The sequence below is a fragment of the Pseudahrensia aquimaris genome (assembly GCF_042676045.1).
In the GTDB taxonomy this organism is placed as follows: Bacteria; Pseudomonadota; Alphaproteobacteria; order Rhizobiales; family Rhizobiaceae; genus Pseudahrensia; species Pseudahrensia aquimaris.
Map to the genome: position 1 here is coordinate 350833 of NZ_JBHTJV010000002.1, position 23166 is coordinate 373998.

The window sequence follows — 23166 nt, forward strand, 5'->3', positions numbered from 1 at the left end:
TAGGGAAACCGACAATGAGCGAAGCAAGAGCGCACACGCCACCAGAAACCACAATTGATCAGGCAGAGGTTGATCGTTTCTCGGCAATGGCCGCTGAGTGGTGGAACCCGACTGGAAAGTTCAAGCCGCTCCATAAATTCAATCCTGTCCGTTTGGAATACATTCGCGAAGAGGTTTGCGCCCGGTTTGGCCGCGATGTACGCGACCATGATGCGCTAAAGGGCATTCGCGTCTTGGATATTGGTTGCGGCGGCGGTTTGTTGTGTGAACCGATGGCACGCATGGGTGCCGATGTCGTTGGCGCGGATGCGTCTGAATTCAACATCGAGGTTGCGAAGGTCCATGCGGAGCAGTCTGGCGTGAAAGTGGATTACCGAGCCACCACAGCGGAAGCGCTGGAAGCCGCCGGTGAGAAGTTCGATGTCGTTCTGAACATGGAAGTGGTGGAGCATGTCTCGGACGTGGATTTCTTCCTGACGTCTTGCTGTAACATGGTCAAACCCAACGGTCTGATGTTCGTCGCCACCATCAACCGCACCCTGAAGGCGCGGGCGCTGGCGATTTTCATGGCAGAGAACGTTTTGCGCTGGTTGCCAAAGGGCACGCATGAATTTGACAAGCTGGTGAAGCCGGAAGAAATCGAAGCGCCCGTTCGCGCCGCTGGGATGGAGGTCATCGACCGTACTGGCGTGTTTTACAATGTTTTGCAGGATCGCTGGAACAAGAGTAGCGATATGGACGTCAACTATATGATGCTGACGTCGCGCCCGCCGAAAAAATAGTTTCTCCAAGACGCATTTTTGCGATTGCCAAGCCACAATTCGAGGAATATCTGCGAGCGCGGAACAGGTCGTTCTATCGCACCGAGTGCCTGAGCACGAAGTGTGGAGAAAGCGGCAGTCTGTTCTAACCTTCTTGGAGAAAACAGAAGATGCACAAGTTCATTGTGTCCCTCGCGGCTGCAGGCACCCTGCTGGCAGCCACAATTGCTCACGCTGAAATGGTGAGCGGTACGATCGAATCCCTCGATACTGAAACCAACGTGATCGTTCTTGATAACGGTGAAAGCTATAAAGCGCCGGAAGACATGGACCTAACAGCGTTGGAAGTCGGAACTCAGGTTGAGATCGACTACGAAAACGATGGCACGGACAACGTCGTGAACGAAATGGCTATCGTCGAATAGCGCCACGCAATGAGCCACCGGCTCCGCGGCGCAGCAAGATGCGGGCGCGGGGCCGGCTTTTGTTTTGGAGCGACGGCGATGCTTATCCCTCAAAACCACGGCCAGCCGGTTTCCCGTGTTGAACTGATGGATGTGGCCCGTGGCTTCGCCATTCTCGGCATTTTGGGCCTGAATATTTTCATTTTTGCTCTGCCGTTTGAGGCAATGATTATTCCCGGTGTTTGGGGAGAGCATAATCTCGCAAACACTTTGGTTTGGGAAACTGCGGTCATTTGGTTTTCTGGTGTGATGCGAGGGATGATTTCGATCCTTTTCGGCGCCGCTGCGTATTTGATGCTGATGCGCGCGCAGGGCGCTGCTGATGGTTTCGGTGAATTGGACCGCTATTTCCGCCGTTTGCTTTTGCTGATCGTCTTTGGCCTCATCCACTCCTACGTTTTGCTGTGGCCGCACGATATTCTGTTTGTTTATGGCGTGATCGGCCTCTTGCTGTTTCCGTTCCGCAATTTACCGGTGAAAACGCTATTGGTGATGGTCGCGGTGATGGTTTTCGCCTCAAGCGTGCTGACGGCGGAAAATCAAAGCGAAATCGCGGCAGCAAGCGAGACGCTGGAACAGGAATTGAGTGAAGAAGAGCTTCAGCAATTGCGTGATGCCGAACCGCTGATGGAGGAATTTGATGGCTCGCTTCTGACACCTATACCGGGCCTCCAGCTAACCGTTCAGATGGCTGATGCTGGCTCGGTGATGGCGCAAAACACGGTTCAAAGCGACGCTGTGCAGGAAGACCTGGCTGCGCCTTCTCAGGAAGATCTTTCTGGAATTGAAGCGATTGCAAAAAGCATCAACGATGAGATTGAGCAAAGGCAACAGGGGTATATTTCCAACTTCTTCGCCTTTGCGCCATTGTCATTGGCCCAACAGACCGAAGAAATGGCGACCAATCATTTGCTCGATATCGGCACGTTCTTTCTGCTGGGGTTCGCGCTCTTCAAAAATGGGTTTCTGACTGGGAAATTGCACACAGCTGTCTATCTGCGGATTGCTGTGATTGGATATGCGATTGGTCTTACCATCGGGTTTTTGGGCCGGATGGATGTGGAAGATGCCGGGCTTTTGCAAAACCTTTCGGCGCTGGCGGATGGCTACGGGTACGACTATCGGCGCCTACTCTTGGCGCTGGCCAATCTTGCCAGTCTCGCGCTCATCTTACGCTTCGGCATTGCGCCTTGGTTTAATGGTATCCTTTCCAAATGTGGGCGCATGGCATTGAGCCTCTACGTTTTACAAACGGTGATGTGCAACGGGCTGTTCCTTGGTTCCGGCCTCGGGCTTTTTGGTGCTTTGGAGCACTATGAGATCGGTATCTTGTTTCTTGTTTTGACCCTTTTTCAGATTTGGTTGGCATCGTTCTGGCTCAGTCGTTTCAAGCAGGGGCCACTGGAGAAAATATTGCGACTTCTCATTGAGTTTAAAACCCCGACCAGTGCGCCGTCCGGTGCTTTAGCAAAATAGAGACTTGCCTCTTATAAGGGCGAATTTCCTTCCTACATATTTAGAGTAACAGGCTTGCCGCTCTTGGGAGCCTACATCTTTGACCGTGTCTGCCGGGCCGAATTCGGGCGGTGGACGAGGAAAGGAAAATGTCATGGACTTGAACAATTACACCGAAAGAATGCGCGGTTTCGTGCAGTCGGCGCAAGCTAAAGCGCTGGCGGACGGACACCAGCAATTTGCACCAGAACATCTCTTGAAGGTTTTGCTCGATGACGAGCAGGGCATGGCTGCTTCGCTCATCGACCGTGCTGGGGGCGACGCCAAGAAGGCCCATTTGGCAACCGAAGCTGCGATTGCGAAACTGCCGAAAGTCTCTGGCTCGCAAGGTCAGCTCTATCTTACACCCGCTTTGGCCAAGGTTTTTGAACAGGCCGACAAGGTCGCCAAGAAAGCAGGCGATTCTTACGTCACTGTAGAACGCTTTTTGCTCGCGATGGCGATGGAAAAAGATGCGCCCACCCATGCGATCTTAAAGAATGCCGGCGTTACCGCCCAAGGGCTGAACAATGCCATCGAGGAAATCCGCAAGGGCCGCACGGCGGACACGGCGTCCGCCGAAGAAGGCTATGATGCGCTGAAGAAATACGCCCGCGATCTGACCAAAGATGCCCGTGAAGGCAAGTTGGACCCTGTGATCGGGCGCGACGAGGAAATTCGGCGTGCCGTTCAAGTTTTGTCGCGGCGCACGAAGAACAACCCTGTTTTGATCGGCGAGCCGGGCGTGGGTAAAACCGCGATTGCCGAAGGTCTTGCGTTGCGCATCGTCAACGGCGATGTGCCGGAAAGCTTGCGCGATAAGCAGTTGCTGGCGCTCGACATGGGCTCTCTGATCGCTGGCGCGAAATACCGGGGTGAATTTGAGGAACGCCTAAAGGCTGTGCTGACCGAGGTGCAGGATGCAGCCGGCAACATCATCCTGTTCATCGACGAAATGCACACGCTGGTCGGTGCCGGTAAATCCGAAGGCGCGATGGATGCCTCTAACCTGTTGAAACCTGCCTTGGCGCGGGGCGAGCTGCACTGCGTTGGCGCGACTACGCTTGATGAATACCGCAAGCATGTGGAGAAGGACGCTGCTTTGGCGCGGCGCTTCCAGCCTGTGTTTATCGCTGAACCGACGGTGGAAGACACGATCTCGATTCTGCGCGGCATTAAGGAAAAGTACGAACTTCACCACGGCGTACGCATCACCGATTCCGCACTGGTGTCGGCTGCGATGCTGTCGAACCGCTACATCACCGACCGTTTCTTGCCGGACAAGGCTATCGATCTGATGGACGAGGCCGGATCACGACTGCGGATGCAGGTGGATTCCAAGCCTGAAGAGTTGGACGAATTAGACCGCCGCATCATCCAGTTAAAGATTGAGCGCGAGGCCCTGAAGAAGGAGACCGACAAGGCCTCTGCCGACCGGCTTGAAAAGCTGGAAGAGGATCTGTCCGATCTGGAAGAGAAGGCGCAGGAATTGTCGGCCCGCTGGATGGCGGAGAAGGACAAGCTGTCCGGCACCCGCGACCTCAAGGAGCAATTGGACCATGCGCGCTCCGAATTGGAAATCGCGCAGCGTAATGGCGACTTGGCGAAGGCGGGTGAGTTGTCCTACGGCGTTATCCCCAATCTGCTAAAGCAGATCGAGGAAGCCGAGGGCGAGGAAGACAATGATGCCAAGGCGATGGTGGAAGAGGCGGTCACGCCCGATCACATCGCTCACATTGTCTCCCGCTGGACGGGCATTCCCGTTGACAAAATGCTCGAAGGTGAGCGCGAGAAACTGCTCAAGATGGAAGACGTTCTGGGCGAGCGCGTTGTGGGGCAGGGAGAGGCTGTTGCTGCCGTTTCCCGCGCCGTGCGGCGTTCGCGGGCCGGGTTGCAAGACCCGAACCGTCCGCTTGGTTCGTTCATCTTCCTCGGGCCCACGGGTGTGGGAAAGACGGAGCTGACCAAGACGCTGGCCGATTATCTATTCGATGACGACAGCGCCATGGTGCGGCTGGATATGTCGGAATTCATGGAGAAACATTCGGTCGCTCGTTTGATCGGTGCGCCTCCCGGTTATGTCGGCTATGACGAAGGTGGTGTACTGACAGAAAGCGTTCGCCGCAGGCCGTATCAAGTCGTGCTGTTCGACGAGATCGAGAAGGCTCATCCGGATGTCTTCAACGTGCTGTTGCAGGTGCTTGATGATGGGCGCTTGACCGACGGACAGGGTCGCACGGTCGATTTCCGCAACACGCTGATCATCATGACGTCGAACATCGGCGCGGATTTCCTCGTCAATCTGAAAGAAGATGAGGATGTTGATAAGGTGCGTGAGCCTGTGATGGACATGATGCGCGCATCGTTCAGACCTGAATTCCTCAACCGTGTGGACGAGACGATCCTGTTCCACAGGCTGAAGAAGTCGAACATGAAAGCCATCGTCAAAATCCAACTGGCACGGCTTGAGAAGTTGTTGGAGGATCGCAAGATCGTCATCGAGTTGGACGATGATGCGATGGAATGGCTGGCTGACAAAGGATACGATCCGGCCTACGGAGCGCGTCCGCTGAAGCGGGTTATCCAAAGCGAGTTGCAAGACCCGCTTGCGGAGCAAATTCTGGCTGGTGACATCGCAGATGGCGCAATCGTCAAGGTTACGTCCGGCACCAAGCGGCTTCAGTTCCACGTTAAAGGCTCGAAGCTAAAATCTGTACCGAAAGAAGCGGCCTGATCTGACAGGGCTGGCGGCTCATCTTAACGATACGACGAGCCGCCGCCATCTTCATGTCCGGTTCATGTTAGAAGTCTTACTCTCAGGCTTGTTTCGGTGGAGGATCGGTATGAACAAACATTTCAAACGTTCTCTGTTTGCCAGCGCAATCGGCCTCGCGCTTCTAGGCGCTCCTGCATTGGCGCAGGATTATGATATTTTCATTGATGATTATGGCCGCCGTGTTCTGGTTGATCCTTACACGGGCGAGGTCTTGCGCGTTATTCCAAGGAGCCAAACCAGAGCCTTCATGCGAGAGCAGCGGCGTATGCGGCAGTTGGAGCGCGAGGAACGCCGCGAACGTCGCCGCGCAAAGTTGCGGCGCGAGTTGGACCGTGTGTTGGGTTGGGATGACGATCGCAACTTCGAAGACGAAACGTTTGATGATCGTCCGCGCCAACCGGGCGGCTTCTATCTTGATGAATACGAAGACCGCCAACGTGCGCAGCGTAACAGGGAACCTGAGCCATTCGATGACCGCGTAGAGCGCGCGCCGTTGGCTGAGCCGCGTGACGATGGTGATCGCTTGGCACGGCTGCCGGAGCCGTCTGATGTTGCGCCGCAACTGGAGCGGGCTAGACCTTCGCGCCCTGATTGGTATTTCACCAAGCCGGATATTTCTAAAGCCAGCGTTGCGAAGTTACAGATATTCCTAGATCGGGAGGGCTTTTCACCCGGTGTGATCGATGGCGCGTGGGGTGAGAACATGGTGAAAGCTCTGCGGGCCTGGCAGGAGGCGAAGGGGTCGAATGCTGATCTCACAAACCCCTTGGTGCTGGAAGCGATGATCAAGAAATCTGGCGACGGGTTCAAGACCTATAGGATCACCCGCGCCGATGTGGCTGGCCCCTTTGTAGCATCCATTCCCATCGACTATGGCGAGAAAGCGCGGATGGAGAGCATGGCTTTCACATCGCCTCTGGAGAAATTGGCGGAGCGCTTTCATATGAGTGAAGCGTATCTGCGACGACTGAACCCCGGTGCAGATTTCAATTCTGCTGGCACGACCATTCGGGTGGTGGATACGGGATCATATGTAAAGCGGAAAGTGCACTATATCTTGGCTGACAAAGCGAAAGAACAAGTGCGGGCCTATGATCGCAACGGTGGGCTGGTTGCTGCATATCCCGCCACAATCGGCAGTGCAGCCACGCCTTCACCGTCCGGCAAGGTCGAGATTTCTCGCATCGCTCTTGATCCCAATTACACCTACAACCCGCAAAAGAATTTTAAGCAGGGTGATAATGATAAGGTGCTCACCATTCCGCCTGGTCCAAACGGTCCTGTGGGGTCGGTCTGGATTGCTTTATCCAAACCGACTTACGGAATTCACGGCACACCAAATCCCGATAAAATTGGTAAGACCAATTCGTATGGTTGCATCAGATTGACCAATTGGGACGCAAGGGAGTTGGCAGGGTTGGTGCGCGAAGGCGTGACGGTGGAGTTTGTAGAGTAGCTTCGATTGGCCCTTTTATAACAAATTGATCCCAGCAAAGAAAAAGCCCGGTTCTTTCGAACCGGGCTTTCGCATTCAAAGCGGGGATAAGACCGCTTATTCTTTTGGAAGGATCACTTTGTCGATGACGTGGATCACACCGTTGTCTGTTTCAATGTCGGCTGTAACGATCTTCGCGTCTTGGACCATCGGGCCGTTGTCGAGGTCAATTTTGACTTCTTGGCCTTGGACAGTTTTCGCCATCATGTCGTCTGTGAGGTCTGTTGACATCACTTTGCCAGCGACAACGTGGTAGGTGAGGATTGCCGTGAGTTTGTCCTTGTTTTCTGGCTTCAGCAAATCCTCAACCGTGCCTGCTGGCAGGGCTTCAAAGGCAGCGTTGGTTGGTGCAAATACAGTGAACGGACCTTCGCCTTTCAGCGTATCTACCAAGCCAGCAGCTTTTACAGCGGCGACCAGTGTGGAGAAGTCGCTGTTGCCAGCTGCTGTATCGACGATATCGGCGGCGCTGGCTGGCATTACTGCAGCAGCGAGAATGGCGGCGGATGCAAGTGTCTTTGTAAAGATGTTCATGTTCGTTTCCTCTTGGGAGCTTGTTTGGTTGAACGCTTCTGCATTCACAAGAAGAACGAGTTCAGATTGGGGCAAGTTTCATGACTTCTCGTCGCACCCTGATATAAAAATTTTGAGGTCTGTTGCGGTATCGGTGAAACCAAATGTGCGTTGATCTCGTGTGGTCGCGCTTCCGTTTGGTTGACAATTGATCGGTCTTGGCGTGACGGTCTTGAGCAAGCAATTCTTAGGCCGATTTTTTTGACTGACATACCCCAGACAAGCGCTCACCATTGTGCGCCGGACAAACGGAAATATGTGTTGATCACCGCGATCTTGGCGAGCGCGCTTGGTTTTATCGACGGATCGATTGTCTCAATTGCCATCCCGCAAATTCGTCAAAGTCTGGATGCCAGTTTTGCGCAAGCCCAATGGGTCCACAACGCTTATATTTTGTTTCTCGCCGCATTCATTCTGGTTGGGGGTGCTGCGGGCGACCGTTTTGGCATCCGCAGAACGTTTGGATTCGGGATTGGGTTGTTCATTGCCGCTTCACAATTATGCGCGGTGGCCTGGTCGCCAGAATCGCTGATCGTTTTTCGAATGCTGCAAGGCATGGGTGCTGCGATTATGGTGCCGGGGTCTATGTCTATTATTGCCCGTAATTTTCCCCGTGAAGAACGGGGTAAGGCTTTGGGTATTTGGGTGGCAGCCTCTTCAATCACCACGTCTATGGGACCATTGCTTGGTGGCTTGCTGTTGTCTCAAGCTGATGGGGAAATCTGGCGCTTTATCTTCGCAATCAACTTGCCCCTGGGCGGATTGGCTTTGGCACTGTTGTGGTGGCAGGTGCCCAACGATGCGCCACGAGAGCGCAAGAGGCTGGATTTGATGGGCGCGGTATTGGTTACGCTGTCTCTCGGTGCAATTGCTGGTGGCTTGACGTTATATGGCGAGGCTGGAGGCGGTTTGGGCTCGTTGGTGATTTTTGGTACTGGCTTGGTTCTTTTGGTTTTCGCATTGCTTTGGGAATGGCGCACACCGCATGCGATGATTGATTTGGCTCTATTTACTGAACGCACCTTTTGGGGCGGTAATGTTTTCACGTTTTTGGTCTGGATGGGCCTTGGCACGCTGTTTTTCTATCTGCCGATGACTGTCGTGGTGGGCTGGCAGATGAGTGAGTTCTACGCGGGGCTTATGTTTCTACCTTTCTCGGCGGTGATCGCAACGCTCTCTCCGATTGTCGGGCGATATGTTGATAAGCTCGGACCGCGACCATTTTTGATCGCCGGCGGTATTTTCTCGGTCATTGGATATGCCAGCATGAGCAGAGCCGTCTGGGTGCAGGACTATTGGTATGGTGTTCTGCCATCACAATTTCTAATCGGCATATCTTTGGGGCTGGCAGGTTCAACGGTGGCGGTCGCGGTGCTTTCCGCAGTGCCTGACGATAAATCCGGGGTAGCATCAGGCATCAACAATATGGTGGCGCGCATGTCTGGCTTGATCGGCGTTGCAGCTTTGGGAATTTTGGTTGCGGCGGTCTATGTGGCATCGGTCATGGAGAGCGGGTTGCCAGCGGATATTGCTGCCATGGTCGCGCAGGCGGGTTTTGGCGAGCGCCTGACGGGCGGGCTGTATCAGATATCGACCCAGACTGCGCAAACTTTGGGCATGAATGCTGCTGTTGCAACGCTGTGTGCGACTCTGTCGGTCTTAAGTTTCGTTGGCGTAGTGGTTGCGTGGTTTACAATCGCGCCCGTGGCAAAAAATCAGGCGGCTGATGCTTTGAATTAGAGCGATGCGACGGTGGTGTCCGGCTCGCGGCTCTTTTCGATCAAACTATCGATGCGGTTGCGTTCACGTTCGAAGGCTGCCAACTGGGCGCCTTTCAGTGTTCTGCCGCTGGGCAAGCGGATTTTCATCGGATTGACCTTGTTGCCGTTCACGATGACTTCGTAATGCAAGTGAGGGCCGGTGGAATATCCTGTTGAGCCAACCTGCCCGATAATCTGACCCTGGCGCACACGTGCGCCGGCTTTGATGCCTTTGCCCCAGCGGTGTTGGTGGTTGTAGGAGGTTTTGTAACCGTTGGCATGGCGGATGATCGTTTGTTTTCCGTAGCCTGAAGACCATCCGGCTTTTTCCACCACACCATTGCCAGCAGCTAGAATGGGCGTGCCGGTGGGGGCCGAGAAATCGACGCCCCAGTGCATTTTCACGCGGCGTGAGATTGGGTGGCGGCGTGGACCGAATTTTGAGCGGAACTTGCCCGTAGGGACCGGATTGCGAAGCAGGAACTGTTTGGCGCTCTTTCCTGTCTCGTCATAATAATCAACGCTATCATCGTCGCCTGCGCGAAAACGATAGTAGCGGCGCTTAACGCCTTGGATGGTCAAGCCAATGTAAACAATCTCGGATTGGGCACTGGCGAGTTCGTCATCTTCTTCCACAGAGTAAAAGACTTCCAGTTCGTCTTTCGGTCCTATCGTTGAGCGAAAATCCACGTCAAAAGCGACCGTGTTGACGATACGTTTTGCGTGTTCTTTGGAAAGTCCTTGGGAGAGTGCCGCACGATAAATGCCGTTGTACACGTTTGGCAGATTGGCGCGGGCGACCGTTGCAATAACACGTTCGTCATCGCCATTACTTTCAATCGCTGGAATGGGTGCCGGCTCCAGGGCAACGGAAACTTCTCTATCATCCGTCATTGCGACAGAGCCAAGGTGCTTGCCCGACCGATATGCCGATACGCGGCGCAATTCGATCCGGGCTTCCGGCGACGGGCGTTCCCAAACAACACGCAGGCGGGTTCCGGCGGCGAGCTCTTTGGTTTTCAGTTGTTCGGCAAGTTCTGCAGCCATCCGGCTGGTAGAATCGCCGTCGGCATCAAAGGAACCAAGGGCTGCTGTGAGACTCTGAGGTTGAGAAAGTACGATCACTTCTTCCGAATAGGCCTTTTGCGATGTTTCATCGTCAGAAGGAGTGGTGACGGTTACATTCTCCGCCGTTACTTTTGCCACCAGATCGGGGGTTTCGATGACAGCGTTGGGGTCTAGCGCAAAGCGGGTTGGGTTCAGGTAGGGCATCGCTGCGGTCTGGATATCGCCGTCGGTTAATGTGTCTGCGATTCTTGCGACCGCGAGTTCCGCTTCGAACGCGGAGATTTCTGCTGCGGTCTCGTAAGTTGCCGTTTTAATAGGGAAGGGAGCCGTTTCAATCGTTACCTCGCCCTCGACGTTTGCGGAGTAGATCACATCACTGGCGGCGATCCGTTCCTTTTCGCCGCTTGTGGAAAAGACGGCCAATGCGTCAAAGGCCGGATAGTCTACTTTTTTTGCAGGTACGATTGCCAATGGCGCAGATGCATAGGTAAACGGCTTTTTGCGGATGACGTTTTTATTGCCGACTTTCGTGACGGTTGAGACTTGCAAAACCCGCTCACGGGCAGGCTCAAGCGCAACCACGGAAATAAGGCGGTCCCCCTTCACCACATTCGATGCAGTGGAGTTGGCCAAAATACCTTGCATGATATTGGCTGGTACAGACATTTGTTGTCTGCCATCGAAGGCCACATATAAAGCACCGCCCATAAGAAGTACGGATGTCACACCAGTGAGCACGGTTCCGCTTAACCAACGCAGCGATACACGGCGGCGATCTGGCGGGCGACGACCATTGTCACTGACGAGTGGTTTGTCGTTGCCAAGATTGTCGATCACGCGCTGAACGTTGGTTTGAGACTTACGATGCAGTGCCATGAATTTTGGCGGCTCCCGTTGGATGTGTTTTGATGTCGCCGCCCAGGAGCAAAGCAGCACCAAAACGGCTGTCCGCCTGTTTAAGCGTAGGCTGCACATATGTTCAAGTGAGACGCATGTGCAGGATATTTGGTGCTAAAGTGGGGCGGTGAAGGATATAGCATGCGAGGATCGACAATTTGTCCACAGCACGATCGGCAATCATATCCCTGGATTGGTGTTGTGGACCATATTTTGGTATGCCTGCAGGCGAGTAAGCGGGGTAAATGCCTTGTTTTGAGCGACTTTCGTATTTGCTTTCGAATTTTTTCGAAAAAAGTTTGAAAAAGCGAATTGAGCGTGTTGACAGTTTCAAGCGGTTTAACCTATATAGCGCTCACCGACGAAGCAGACAGCGCCTTGAGCGCACACATGCTGCTGACTTGGTCACCCCGGAAAGGCGTCGCTTCGGCGAAAACCTACCCCAGATTGGTAAGCGCTTAGGTGTGACCGATCACAAAACCTGTCGGGTTTTGGTTCTTTGAAAATTGAATATGAAGAAAGAGAAACGTGGGCGGCGGAGTTCTGCTGGACCATTTCCTTATGGTCCGAAACGAGACTTCGGCGGACACGTTTTTCGAGAATGTTACAAATACCAGAAGTTCACTTCGGTGAATTTCAGGTGTGTTAAATGTTCTCGTCAATTCGTGATGATCCTTCCCGGATCATCGCAAATTCTGATCGCAAGATCGGAAGCGTGACCCAGCTACTGCATTGAGTGCCATTTATGGTTCGCGGTAGTTGAATTATAGCCGGAACAAAATCTCAAATATCAAACTTGAGAGTTTGATCCTGGCTCAGAACGAACGCTGGCGGCAGGCCTAACACATGCAAGTCGAACGCCCTCTTCGGAGGGAGTGGCAGACGGGTGAGTAACACGTGGGAATCTACCTATCTCTACGGAACAACATCGAGAAATCGGTGCTAATACCGTATACGCCCTCCGGGGGAAAGATTTATCGGAGATAGATGAGCCCGCGTTTGATTAGCTAGTTGGTGAGGTAATGGCTCACCAAGGCGACGATCAATAGCTGGTCTGAGAGGATGATCAGCCACACTGGGACTGAGACACGGCCCAGACTCCTACGGGAGGCAGCAGTGGGGAATATTGGACAATGGGCGCAAGCCTGATCCAGCCATGCCGCGTGTGTGATGAAGGCCCTAGGGTTGTAAAGCACTTTCAACGGTGAAGATAATGACGGTAACCGTAGAAGAAGCCCCGGCTAACTTCGTGCCAGCAGCCGCGGTAATACGAAGGGGGCTAGCGTTGTTCGGAATAACTGGGCGTAAAGCGCACGTAGGCGGATTGGAAAGTTAGGGGTGAAATCCCTGGGCTCAACCCAGGAACTGCCTCTAAAACTATCAGTCTAGAGTTCGAGAGAGGTGAGTGGAATTCCGAGTGTAGAGGTGAAATTCGTAGATATTCGGAGGAACACCAGTGGCGAAGGCGGCTCACTGGCTCGATACTGACGCTGAGGTGCGAAAGTGTGGGGAGCAAACAGGATTAGATACCCTGGTAGTCCACACCGTAAACGATGGAAGCTAGCTGTCAGAATGTATACATTTTGGTGGCGCAGCTAACGCATTAAGCTTCCCGCCTGGGGAGTACGGTCGCAAGATTAAAACTCAAAGGAATTGACGGGGGCCCGCACAAGCGGTGGAGCATGTGGTTTAATTCGAAGCAACGCGCAGAACCTTACCAGCCCTTGACATACCGATCGCGGTTTCCAGAGATGGATTCCTTCAGTTAGGCTGGATCGGATACAGGTGCTGCATGGCTGTCGTCAGCTCGTGTCGTGAGATGTTGGGTTAAGTCCCGCAACGAGCGCAACCCTCGCCTTTAGTTGCCAGCATTTAGTTGGGCACTCTAGAGGGACTGCCGGTGATAAGCCGGAGGAAGGTGGGGATGACGTCAAGTCCTCATGGCCCTTACGGGCTGGGCTACACACGTGCTACAATGGTGGTGACAGTGGGCAGCGAGATCGCAAGGTCGAGCTAATCTCCAAAAACCATCTCAGTTCGGATTGTTCTCTGCAACTCGAGAGCATGAAGTTGGAATCGCTAGTAATCGTGGATCAGCATGCCACGGTGAATACGTTCCCGGGCCTTGTACACACCGCCCGTCACACCATGGGAGTTGGTTCTACCCGAAGGCGCTGCGCTAACCGCAAGGAGGCAGGCGACCACGGTAGGGTCAGCGACTGGGGTGAAGTCGTAACAAGGTAGCCCTAGGGGAACCTGGGGCTGGATCACCTCCTTTCTAAGGATACTCCTTCAGCCAAATGTCGATTTATCGGCAGGCAGCTATTGGAATTTCATAGAACATAGGAAATCCTAAGTCATGGATTTCCAAAATTGCGGAACCGCCGCCTTCGTTTCTCTTTCTTCTCGGATGCACACCACTCCTCGTCTTGCCGGAATAGGCAGGTTGAGTGCTGTTGGCCTGTCATAAATTAAAGAGATTGGGCCGGTAGCTCAGTTGGTTAGAGCGCACGACTGATAATCGTGAGGTCGGAAGTTCAAATCTTCCTCGGCCCACCAATTTCCCTCGCTGAAATTAGGTCGTGAACTCAAGCAGTTTAGGGGCCATAGCTCAGTTGGGAGAGCGGTAGCTTTGCAAGCTTCAGGTCGTCGGTTCGATCCCGTCTGGCTCCACCATATTCTTGAGACGCCATGTGGCGCGCTGAAGAACATCCGAGAATTAAGAAACGATATTGCATCGTCGCGCTAGCCGCGTCTGATGCCTGTTCCAGAACATTGTAGAGAGAAGATATGAGAGCCGATTGGCCGCTTTATTTAGCCGGCGGTCCAATCTTACGAAAAGCCATCCTAACCGTTGGCCGCTTTTATATCTCGTGAAACTGGTCTTTCGCCAGTATGGGCTGCACCTTCCAGGGTGCTACACTCCTCCCGTGCTGGCAAAATCGCACTGCAAATCTGTGGTTTGATATCCATGCTCCTTCAAGCGGAGTTTGGCTTTCACGCCATTGAGCAGTTTTGCCCTTATCGGGGAGTGCACACGAACCGATATTGAAGTGCGGTATATATTAGATTGTTTGCCAATGATCATTGCTGCGATTTCAAAAGGCGCGGCTTTGGTCCACATCTTCTCTCAAATTGGATGTGGTCGTCATGGTTATTGGTAATGAGAACGATCAAGTGTCTTAAGGGCGTTTGGTGGATGCCTTGGTATGCACAGGCGATGAAGGACGTGATACGCTGCGATAAGCGTCGGGGAGCTGCGAATAAGCTTTGATCCGGCGATTTCCGAATGGGGAAACCCACTCTAGAGACCGTTATTTTGACATCGTGTTGATTTCGATCTGCACGGTGTCGGACTAACGGTTTCAACTAAAGAGTATCTACATCTGAATATATAGGGTGTAAGAAGCGAACGCGGGGAACTGAAACATCTAAGTACCCGTAGGAAAAGACATCAACCGAGATTCCGTCAGTAGCGGCGAGCGAACGCGGACCAGGCCAGTGACAATTTGAAGACAAGCGGAACATTCTGGAAAGTTTGGCCATAGTGGGTGATAGCCCCGTATGCGTAATTCTTCTTATTGTCCTTGAGTAGGGCGGGACACGTGAAATCCTGTCTGAACATGGGGGGACCACCCTCCAAGCCTAAATACTCGTGCATGACCGATAGTGAACAAGTACCGTGAGGGAAAGGTGAAAAGCACCCCGACAAGGGGAGTGAAATAGTCCCTGAAACCGAATGCCTACAAACAGTAGGAGGGCTACGAGCCTGACTGCGTACCTTTTGTATAATGGGTCAACGACTTAGTGTAACGAGCAAGCTTAAGCCGATAGGTGTAGGCGTAGCGAAAGCGAGTCTGAATAGGGCGTTCAGTTCGTTGCATTAGACCCGAAACCGAGTGATCTATCCATGGGCAGGTTGAAGGTGCAGTAACATGCACTGGAGGACCGAACCCACGCATGTTGCAATATGCGGGGATGACCTGTGGATAGGGGTGAAAGGCCAATCAAACTCGGAAATAGCTGGTTCTCCGCGAAATCTATTTAGGTAGAGCGTCGACCGAATACCCTCGGGGGTAAAGCACTGGATGGGCTATGGGGACTCACCGTCTTACTGATCCTAACCAAACTCTGAATACCGAGGAGTACTAGTCGGCAGACACACTACGGGTGCTAACGTCCGTAGTGGAGAGGGAAACAACCCTGACCGCCAATTAAGGTCCCCAAGTTATGGCTAAGTGGGAAAGGAAGTGGAAATCCCAAAACAACCAGGATGTTGGCTTAGAAGCAGCCATCATTTAAAGAAAGCGTAACAGCTCACTGGTCTAAATAAGGGTTTCTGCGCCGAAAATGTAACGGGGCTAAAGCCATACACCGAAATTGCGGGTGTGCCTTCGGGCACGCGGTAGCGGAGCGTTCTGTAAGCCTGTGAAGGGAGACTCGTGAGAGCTCTTGGAGGTATCAGAAGTGCGAATGTTGACATGAGTAACGATAAAAGGGGTGAGAGACCCCTTCGCCGAAAGTCCAAGGTTTCCTGCTTAAAGTTAATCTGAGCAGGGTTAGTCGGCCCCTAAGGCGAGGCAGAAATGCGTAGTCGATGGGAAACAGGTTAATATTCCTGTACCTGGTGGTAGTGACGGATCGCGTAAGTGGTTCACTCTTATTGGATTGAGTGGGCAATGAAGCGGTTCCAGGAAATAGCTCCACCGTTAAGACCGTACCCCAAACCGACACAGGTGGACAGGTAGAGAATACTAAGGCGCTTGAGAGAACTATGCTGAAGGAACTCGGCAAATTGCATGCGTAACTTCGGGATAAGCATGACCTTGCGTGGCGCAAGCCGCGTATGGTGACACAAAAGAGGGGGTGGCGACTGTTTATCAAAAACACAGGGCTCTGCGAAGTCGCAAGACGACGTATAGGGTCTGACGCCTGCCCGGTGCTCGAAGGTTAAAAGGAGAGGTGCAAGCCTTGAATTGAAGCCCGAGTAAACGGCGGCCGTAACTATAACGGTCCTAAGGTAGCGAAATTCCTTGTCGGGTAAGTTCCGACCTGCACGAATGGCGTAACGACTTCCCCGCTGTCTCCAGCATAGACTCAGTGAAATTGAATTCCCCGTGAAGATGCGGGGTTCCTGCGGTTAGACGGAAAGACCCCGTGCACCTTTACTACAGCTTCACACTGGCATTAGTGATAATATGTGTAGGATAGGTGGTAGGCTTTGAAGCGTTGTCGCCAGATAGCGTGGAGCCATCCTTGAAATACCACCCTTATTATTATTGATGTCTAACCGCGGCCCGTTATCCGGGTCCGGGACATTGTGTGGCGGGTAGTTTGACTGGGGCGGTCGCCTCCCAAATAGTAACGGAGGCGCGCGATGGTTGGCTCAGACCGGTCGGAAATCGGTCGTTGAGTGCAATGGCATAAGCCAGCCTGACTGCGAGACTGACAAGTCGAGCAGAGACGAAAGTCGGTCATAGTGATCCGGTGGTCCCGCGTGGAAGGGCCATCGCTCAACGGATAAAAGGTACGCCGGGGATAACAGGCTGATGACCCCCAAGAGTCCATATCGACGGGGTTGTTTGGCACCTCGATGTCGGCTCATCGCATCCTGGGGCTGGAGCAGGTCCCAAGGGTTTGGCTGTTCGCCAATTAAAGCGGTACGTGAGCTGGGTTCAGAACGTCGTGAGACAGTTCGGTCCCTATCTGCCGTGGGTGTAGGAATATTGAGAGGATCTGTCCCTAGTACGAGAGGACCGGGATGGACGTATCACTGGTGGACCTGTTGTGGCGCCAGCCGCATTGCAGGGTAGCTATATACGGAATAGATAACCGCTGAAGGCATCTAAGCGGGAAACTAACCTCGAAACGAGTATTCCCTAAACAGGATCGTCGAAGACTACGACGTTGATAGGCTGGGTGTGGAAGTGCCGTAAGGTATGAAGCTTACCAGTACTAATAGTCCGATCGGCTTGATCGTTCTCATTACTTGTGACCATGAGCCCAAATTTGGGTTTTCTGGCAAACAATCGAAAAATATATTAAATTCCAGTTTCACACATGAATGCGCTTGGCCGAGCTGGTGGTTATGGCGGAGTGGCTGCACCCGATCCCATCCCGAACTCGGAAGTGAAACGCTCCAGCGCCGATGGTACTTTGTCTTAAGGCACGGGAGAGTAGGTCGCTGCCAGCTCTGCCAATCGCATTCATGGAATTCTCTGCATACCCAAACAAAAAGCCCTGAGCATCATCGCTCAGGGCTTTTTTGTTTTGGAAGGTGTCAGCGATTTTGACGTTCACAAAGACCCAAAAAGTTGCGGGAGCTTTTCCCTTAAGTTCTTGACGAGAGTATCTAGATGATTCTCAGTCATGGGCGTGCATGTAGCTATTTTCTTTGCGATTTGCTCGTCGGAAATGATCTCTATCTTGAGAGTCTCAACCCAACCGTTGCTGCGCAGCAATTGATTGTATTCCACATCCGGAACCTTGCCATATGAACTTGGTTCTAAAGAGACGACAGGCACTTGGGCCGCCACGGCTTCAGCAATCATGGAATTGGAATCCGCTGTCACCATCACGCCCATTGAAGATGCGAGTGCTTCTGCAACGCCTCCCACGCCTTCAGATTGAAAGTTACGAAACATAATCCTAGCGCTGTTTGATGATGAGACCCGAAGCAAATCGTTCGTCCACGCTAAGGGCGTTCTTGGCGAACTTAGAATTTCCAGTTGAAACTCAGTTTTCTCAAGCCAACTGACAAGTGCGCTCCACTCAGCCTTTGAGAACGGATGACTCGATGTTGGTGCTCCAATGAGCAATGCAAGGCCGGACTTTTGATCAGCCGCGCGTGGAATGGGCTGTATAGCAGATGGCTTCAACCCAATAATGTAATTGGATCGATCGGAAAAAGACGGATTGAGATGCAGGACGACAGAAAAGTCACTGTCAGAAAAACCACGCGTTGACCCGCTGTGGATATTCACTGCGTTAAACACTTGAGCAGCCATTACACTGGCTCCAAGACAGGCGCCACCGGTCGATATAATAATGTCCGGTTTGAACGGTATTGACCCTACATCCAAACCCGCGAGTTTTAAGCTGGTGGCAGTGGGCAAGATCTGCCGCATGTTTTTTGACGCTAGGATTGCGGTCCTGATGCGCCTGGGCGGCCAACTGCGTTTTTCTAGATGTGCTCTATAAACTTCTGGTTGGCTCATCTTGCGAATCGCTGCCAATATTCCGTCGCTTTGATGCACGTGGCCAGGACGGCCATCGCTGATGAGAAGCAGTTTCACAATGGAAGACTCAGAAAATGTTTGAACAAAAGGGTTGCCGCGCCCAACATATCACGCCAAACCGACCGTGACACGGATCCAGGTTGCTCGCCAATGGACCAAGAACAAAATCTTGAACAGACCGTTCTCGGCGACAAACTTGTTGCTCTGATAAACTCTGACGATGAGACGCTGGCACAAGCGGTTCTCAACTTTGGCGCACACGATGTTCTCCAACTGAATCCTCGAAAAAATGACTGGCAACGCAACGAGTGGTTGAGCGGTCCCTATACCCATTGGCGCGATATTGCTGCCAGTAATTGTTCGACAGTCATTCTTTCGGGCATCTCGAGGCTGGCCCTTCTCAAAAAACGATATTTCTTCGCTGCAAGAATTAGGCATCTTTTGATGCCCATGAGTGTGTCCACTGAAATTATCGTCTGGCTTGGTCGTCGATATTTCAAAAGTGGGTTGCTGTCGCGGATCGGCACTGTGGAAATTGAGCACGGAGGAAAGCTACGCGCCTTCATTGTCTTGGCAGTAGCGCCAAAATTGACTGACAACCGCCACGCTTTCTATCCGCGCGAATTGAAGCCTATGGAAGCATTGAACAAGTTGAAGGAGCTGAAATATGTCCTTCTTCGCTCAATCGAACGAGTTGAAAATCAGACGCCTTTTAAGGACTTGGATCTGCTGGTTGATGATCAAGATATCGAAAGCCTGCATGAAACGTTTTCAAAAACCGTCTCCACGGTTGCGATGGATGTCTACAGCGTATCGGGCGTTGGTGGGCATGACTATAAAACAGTGCCCTACTTTGTGCCGCGTTTTGCGCAAGATATATTGACGACCTCTCAGCAAAGAGAAAGCGGGATCAAGGCGGCCAATGCGCGAATGCGTTACCTGTCACTAGGCTACCATGTTCTGTTTCATGCCAAGAGCGCGCATCTTGACCCCCAACACGAAAGCCTCGACCAACACACATTCAAGTCAGCGACCACCTATCAAGACTTGTGCGATGCTGCCAGCGAAGCGCTGATGGCCCGCCCGCAAACTATCAGCGATATTGAAGCTGCCCTAAAAGCCGAGGGATATTTTCCCGGTCACGATCTTATGGCCTTCTACGCGAGACGTAACCCCTTTGTTAAAGGGCGATATGTGCAGGCAGATGGTTTGAAGGCTGGGTTAGCGACATTTCTGGTACGGGATTTTGCGATGTATCCGCAAGCAGTTGAGAACGTAAGAGTTCTGCTGGATAAGCGATTTGAAATTTTGAAAGAAGTTGACCTCACCGCCGAGATGCAAAAGCTCGCTGTTAGCGAGATACGCGGCGGCAATTGGCATGACAAAGAGCAGAACACCTTAGCTCTTCCTACGCATATCTTTGTGACTTGGGATCATAGCGTAGAGATACCCACCAAACGCACGGGCCGAAAGTTTCCTAATCTTGATAATGACCGGGTTCGCGCAGCAAAGCAGGAAATTCGAGCTTTGATGCCAGGGCCGGGTGGCCAGCCTATGCGTGTGGTTCACTCCAGCGATAACAGCACGGAAGCGATGGAGCATCTAGAAAAACTGGATTTGCTTGGCGGTTCGGCCTTGGCAGAGAGACTTAAAGAGCTGGGCGTCTTTAAAACCTAAGCGTTGGAACTCTCAAGCAAGCCTAAACCCTCCGTTTCTTTCGCGATCTGGCTTCACTTTTGAGATCAGCACACAATTTGGCATGGTTCCCAATTCTACAAGGTAGGCTGTCCACTTTGCAGTCCAAATGTCCAGTAGTTCTTCGTTTTCGAGCATCTGCTCCATTGTGATCTCCTTGCGGCGGCGCCCAAACAAGCGCTTCGATGACGCCCAAATTCGACTGGCCGTACTCTTCTTTCTCGCAAGTTGCTTTCGCTTCAAAAGGTGCGCGCGGTTTTCCTCGTGGTCAATTTCAACACTGACGACCGCGAACTGTTCCGCTGTAGCCCACAGGCCATGGGCCGGATCTTCGTCATATCGAACGCACGGTGTGTTGCGAATAAAATACGAGTCGTAATGGGCGATTATTTCTGCTGCAGATACCAACTCGTCCAATGCGCTCTTTCTTGACGGACGACGTTCTATCTTCAGCAGGTCATTCCCTTCTATCATCGGCCAGTCACAGCAATTTTGAGGTAGAATATATCTGATTTCAGCAGGCAAAACACCATCTCTGAGCTGCTGGATAAATGTGCTTTTCCCGCTACCGGAGGGCCCTGCAATCAACAAAACAAATCTCTTCGGCTTCGACATTTTGGTTCGACTGCTCATTGCGGTTTGCCCATCATATAATAACTGCGATTTTGTCAGCCTTTTGCGAAACAAAGGCAATGTCGGTGTCGAATTCGGGTTGAATTCCACTGGACAAACCTACATATAAGCCTCGTCGTATTCGACACTGTCGCGGGGTGGAGCAGCCCGGTAGCTCGTCAGGCTCATAACCTGAAGGTCGTAGGTTCAAATCCTACCCCCGCAACCAACTTACAAACACTATTCACCTACAATTGTCCTCAGTCATCGAGGCTTTATGCCGTTTAGTATTATCGACAGCACTGCGTGTGCAGTTTGTTCGTGGAAGCCCTTCTTTGCGCTCTGTTTTCCCATGATGGCGACGATTTGGGTGTCGAAGTCGGCGTAGTGCTGTGTGGTTGCCCAGATCATGAAAATCAGATGATAGGGATCAACGGGGGCTAACTTTCCCTCGTCTATCCAGCCGCGAATGACGGACGCTTTTTCGTCTACCAAAGCCTTCAGGCGCGTTTGCAGAAATTCCAGCATCAAGGGTGCCCCGCGTTGCACCTCGTTGGCAAAGAGGCGCGATGCCTCGGGCTGTTTGGCTGACATTTGCAGTTTGTAGGTTATGTAGCGGCGCAGCTCTTCAATCGGGTCGCCGTTGGGCGATATTTCTTCGAACGGATCAAGCCAGCCTTCGACTGTTTGCTCCAGGGCGGTTTTGTAAACCTCTTCTTTTGAAGGGAAGTAGTAGAGCAGGTTGGTTTTTGATAAGCCCGCGCGGTCGGCTATGCGGTCGAGCGTGGCGCCGCGGTAACCGTCTGTGGAAAACACGTCGAGTGCCGCTTCGATGATTGCGCTGCGATTAGCCGTTTGGATGCGGCTGCGTTTTTTCTTTGCTGTCGCTGCCAAAGTTCTGTGGCCCCCTTGCTGGCTTGCTGAAATCCCGCTTGACCAATGCTGGTCGCCTTTATAGCCTTCAAATTTGACCAAGCAGTCAAGTTTTTATTTCGGCTCAACAAGTGAGGCAGCAATGGCGGCACCGGGCGAAAACCTTCGGGTAAACGGCGACAGGCTCTGGGATACCATACACGCAATCGCAGAAATCGGTCCTGGCGTGGCTGGCGGCTCCAACCGCCAGACGGTGACGGATGAAGACGCTGAGGCGCGCCGGCTGTTTCAAACGTGGTGCGAAGATGCTGGCTTATCGATGGGTGTTGACCAGATGGGCACGATGTTCATGCGCCGTGAAGGCACGGACCCGGACGCGCTGCCGGTCTACGTGGGCTCGCATCTGGATACGCAGCCGACTGGCGGGCGCTATGATGGCGTACTGGGTGTGCTGGCCGGGCTGGAGATCGTCCGCACGCTTAACGACCTCGATATTAAAACCAAACACCCGATCGTGGTCACGAACTGGACGAACGAAGAAGGCACCCGTTTTGCCCCCGCCATGATGGCGTCTGGCGTGTTCGCGGGCATCTTTCCAAAGGAAGAGGCTTACGAGAAGGTCGATGCCAACGGCCTGAAATTTGGTGATGAACTTGAGCGGATTGGCTGGAAAGGTGATGAGGAGGTTGGCGCGCGCAAGATGCACGCTTTCCTCGAATTGCACATCGAGCAAGGGCCGATCCTTGAAGCTGAGGGCAAGGATATCGGCGTCGTTACCCATGGGCAGGGGCTGCGGTGGATCGAATGTACGATTACCGGCAAGGAGAGCCATACCGGCTCCACCCCCATGCTAATGCGCAAAAATGCCGGGCGCGGTCTGGCGCAGGTGACGGAGCTCGTCCACGAGATCGCGATGGACAACGCGCCGAACGCAGTGGGTGCCATCGGCCATATCGATGTCTATCCCAACAGCCGCAACATCATTCCGGGGAAGGTGGTCTTCACGGTGGATTTCCGCAGTCACGAACTGGATACGCTTCAAGGGATGAATGAGCGGCTAATGGCCGAGGCACCGAAACTGTGCGAGGCGATTGGCGTGGAATTTTCGGCTGAAATCGTTGGCCAATTTGATCCGCCAGCATTTGACAAGAAACTGGTGCAATCCATCCGCGACGCGGCGGAACGGCTCGGCTATTCGCACATGGATATCGTGAGCGGCGCGGGCCACGACGCCTGCTGGATTAACCGCGTCGCGCCGACGGCGATGGTGATGTGCCCTTGCGTCGATGGCCTGTCGCACAACGAGGCGGAAGATATTTCGAAAGAGTGGAGCACGGCGGGGGCGGAAGTGTTGTTCCACGCCGTTGTGGAAGCGGCGGAGATTGTGGGGTGAAGATACGAAAATCATCTAGCAATCAAGTTGCTGAAAAAAACGCCAATAACCGATTTGTGTGTGGCTT

At 52.9% G+C, this 23166-nt stretch carries 13 protein-coding genes, 3 tRNA genes and 3 rRNA genes; 14 read left to right on the top strand and 5 right to left on the bottom strand.

Going from position 1 to position 23166, the window contains the following annotated elements; translation table 11 throughout:
* Positions 1 to 14 precede the first annotated feature (14 nt).
* The 5 genes from ubiG (at position 15) to ACFQ14_RS01540 (ending at position 6951) form a co-directional block, all read left to right on the top strand.
* Entirely contained in the window at positions 15 to 782 is a 768-nt protein-coding gene (gene ubiG, locus ACFQ14_RS01520) for a bifunctional 2-polyprenyl-6-hydroxyphenol methylase/3-demethylubiquinol 3-O-methyltransferase UbiG (protein WP_377210932.1), read from the top strand.
* Positions 783 to 931: 149 nt separating this feature from the next.
* Positions 932 to 1186: a DUF1344 domain-containing protein gene (locus ACFQ14_RS01525; protein WP_377210933.1), complete on the top strand. Its 255-nt coding sequence runs from the start codon at positions 932 to 934 to the stop codon at positions 1184 to 1186.
* 78 nt (positions 1187 to 1264) lie between these two features.
* On the top strand, positions 1265 to 2701 hold the full coding sequence (locus ACFQ14_RS01530) for a DUF418 domain-containing protein (RefSeq protein WP_377210934.1): 1437 nt from the start codon (positions 1265 to 1267) through the stop codon (positions 2699 to 2701).
* A gap of 133 nt (positions 2702 to 2834) precedes the next feature.
* A complete protein-coding gene (gene clpB / locus ACFQ14_RS01535; RefSeq protein WP_377210935.1) occupies positions 2835 to 5453 on the top strand; it encodes an ATP-dependent chaperone ClpB in 2619 nt (872 codons plus the stop codon).
* A gap of 109 nt (positions 5454 to 5562) precedes the next feature.
* Positions 5563 to 6951: a L,D-transpeptidase family protein gene (locus ACFQ14_RS01540; protein ID WP_377210936.1), complete on the top strand. Its 1389-nt coding sequence runs from the start codon at positions 5563 to 5565 to the stop codon at positions 6949 to 6951.
* A 96-nt stretch (positions 6952 to 7047) separates the two neighbouring features.
* Here ACFQ14_RS01540 and ACFQ14_RS01545 read toward each other — a convergent pair whose 3' ends face one another.
* A complete protein-coding gene (locus ACFQ14_RS01545; protein WP_377210937.1) occupies positions 7048 to 7524 on the bottom strand; it encodes a fasciclin domain-containing protein in 477 nt (158 codons plus the stop codon).
* Between the two features lie 240 nt (positions 7525 to 7764).
* On the opposite strand from ACFQ14_RS01545, the gene ACFQ14_RS01550 reads away from it, so the two are divergent.
* The gene (locus ACFQ14_RS01550) at positions 7765 to 9303 is read left to right on the top strand and encodes an MFS transporter (RefSeq protein WP_377210938.1); all 1539 of its coding nucleotides are present in this window, start codon (positions 7765 to 7767) and stop codon (positions 9301 to 9303) included.
* On the opposite strand, the gene ACFQ14_RS01555 is transcribed toward ACFQ14_RS01550, so the two are convergent.
* Positions 9300 to 11267: a M23 family metallopeptidase gene (locus ACFQ14_RS01555; RefSeq protein WP_377210939.1), complete on the bottom strand. Its 1968-nt coding sequence runs from the start codon at positions 11265 to 11267 to the stop codon at positions 9300 to 9302. The two genes, ACFQ14_RS01550 and ACFQ14_RS01555, sit on opposite strands and share 4 nt — an antisense overlap.
* A gap of 813 nt (positions 11268 to 12080) precedes the next feature.
* Between ACFQ14_RS01555 and ACFQ14_RS01560 the strand changes: the two genes are divergently transcribed.
* The 5 genes from ACFQ14_RS01560 (at position 12081) to rrf (ending at position 17481) form a co-directional block, all read left to right on the top strand.
* Positions 12081 to 13566: ribosomal RNA gene (locus tag ACFQ14_RS01560) — 16S ribosomal RNA — on the top strand.
* A 204-nt stretch (positions 13567 to 13770) separates the two neighbouring features.
* Positions 13771 to 13847, top strand: a tRNA-Ile gene (locus tag ACFQ14_RS01565).
* Positions 13848 to 13888: 41 nt separating this feature from the next.
* A tRNA-Ala gene (locus ACFQ14_RS01570) sits at positions 13889 to 13964 on the top strand.
* A 495-nt stretch (positions 13965 to 14459) separates the two neighbouring features.
* Positions 14460 to 17268, top strand: a 23S ribosomal RNA gene (locus ACFQ14_RS01575).
* A 98-nt stretch (positions 17269 to 17366) separates the two neighbouring features.
* A 5S ribosomal RNA gene (rrf, locus tag ACFQ14_RS01580) occupies positions 17367 to 17481 on the top strand.
* Together the 16S, 23S and 5S rRNA genes with 2 tRNA genes alongside form the textbook arrangement of a ribosomal RNA operon.
* Before the next feature lie 103 nt (positions 17482 to 17584).
* On the opposite strand, the gene ACFQ14_RS01585 is transcribed toward rrf, so the two are convergent.
* Positions 17585 to 18583 (bottom strand): ELM1/GtrOC1 family putative glycosyltransferase, encoded by a 999-nt coding sequence (locus tag ACFQ14_RS01585; RefSeq protein ID WP_377210940.1) that lies wholly within the window; start codon positions 18581 to 18583, stop codon positions 17585 to 17587.
* 93 nt (positions 18584 to 18676) lie between these two features.
* On the opposite strand from ACFQ14_RS01585, the gene ACFQ14_RS01590 reads away from it, so the two are divergent.
* Positions 18677 to 20203: a hypothetical protein gene (locus ACFQ14_RS01590; RefSeq protein WP_377210941.1), complete on the top strand. Its 1527-nt coding sequence runs from the start codon at positions 18677 to 18679 to the stop codon at positions 20201 to 20203.
* A gap of 12 nt (positions 20204 to 20215) precedes the next feature.
* On the opposite strand, the gene ACFQ14_RS01595 is transcribed toward ACFQ14_RS01590, so the two are convergent.
* Positions 20216 to 20944: a hypothetical protein gene (locus tag ACFQ14_RS01595; RefSeq protein WP_377210942.1), complete on the bottom strand. Its 729-nt coding sequence runs from the start codon at positions 20942 to 20944 to the stop codon at positions 20216 to 20218.
* 41 nt (positions 20945 to 20985) lie between these two features.
* Between ACFQ14_RS01595 and ACFQ14_RS01600 the strand changes: the two genes are divergently transcribed.
* A tRNA-Met gene (locus ACFQ14_RS01600) sits at positions 20986 to 21062 on the top strand.
* Between the two features lie 35 nt (positions 21063 to 21097).
* Here the strand turns inward: ACFQ14_RS01600 and rutR are convergent.
* Positions 21098 to 21727, bottom strand: coding sequence for an HTH-type transcriptional regulator RutR (gene rutR / locus ACFQ14_RS01605; protein WP_377210943.1), 630 nt, complete (start codon positions 21725 to 21727; stop codon positions 21098 to 21100).
* 121 nt (positions 21728 to 21848) lie between these two features.
* Between rutR and ACFQ14_RS01610 the strand changes: the two genes are divergently transcribed.
* Positions 21849 to 23099 carry a Zn-dependent hydrolase gene (locus ACFQ14_RS01610; protein WP_377210944.1) on the top strand — a complete coding sequence of 417 codons (1251 nt, stop codon included), beginning with the start codon at positions 21849 to 21851 and terminating at the stop codon, positions 23097 to 23099.
* The last annotated feature ends 67 nt before the right edge of the window (positions 23100 to 23166 follow it).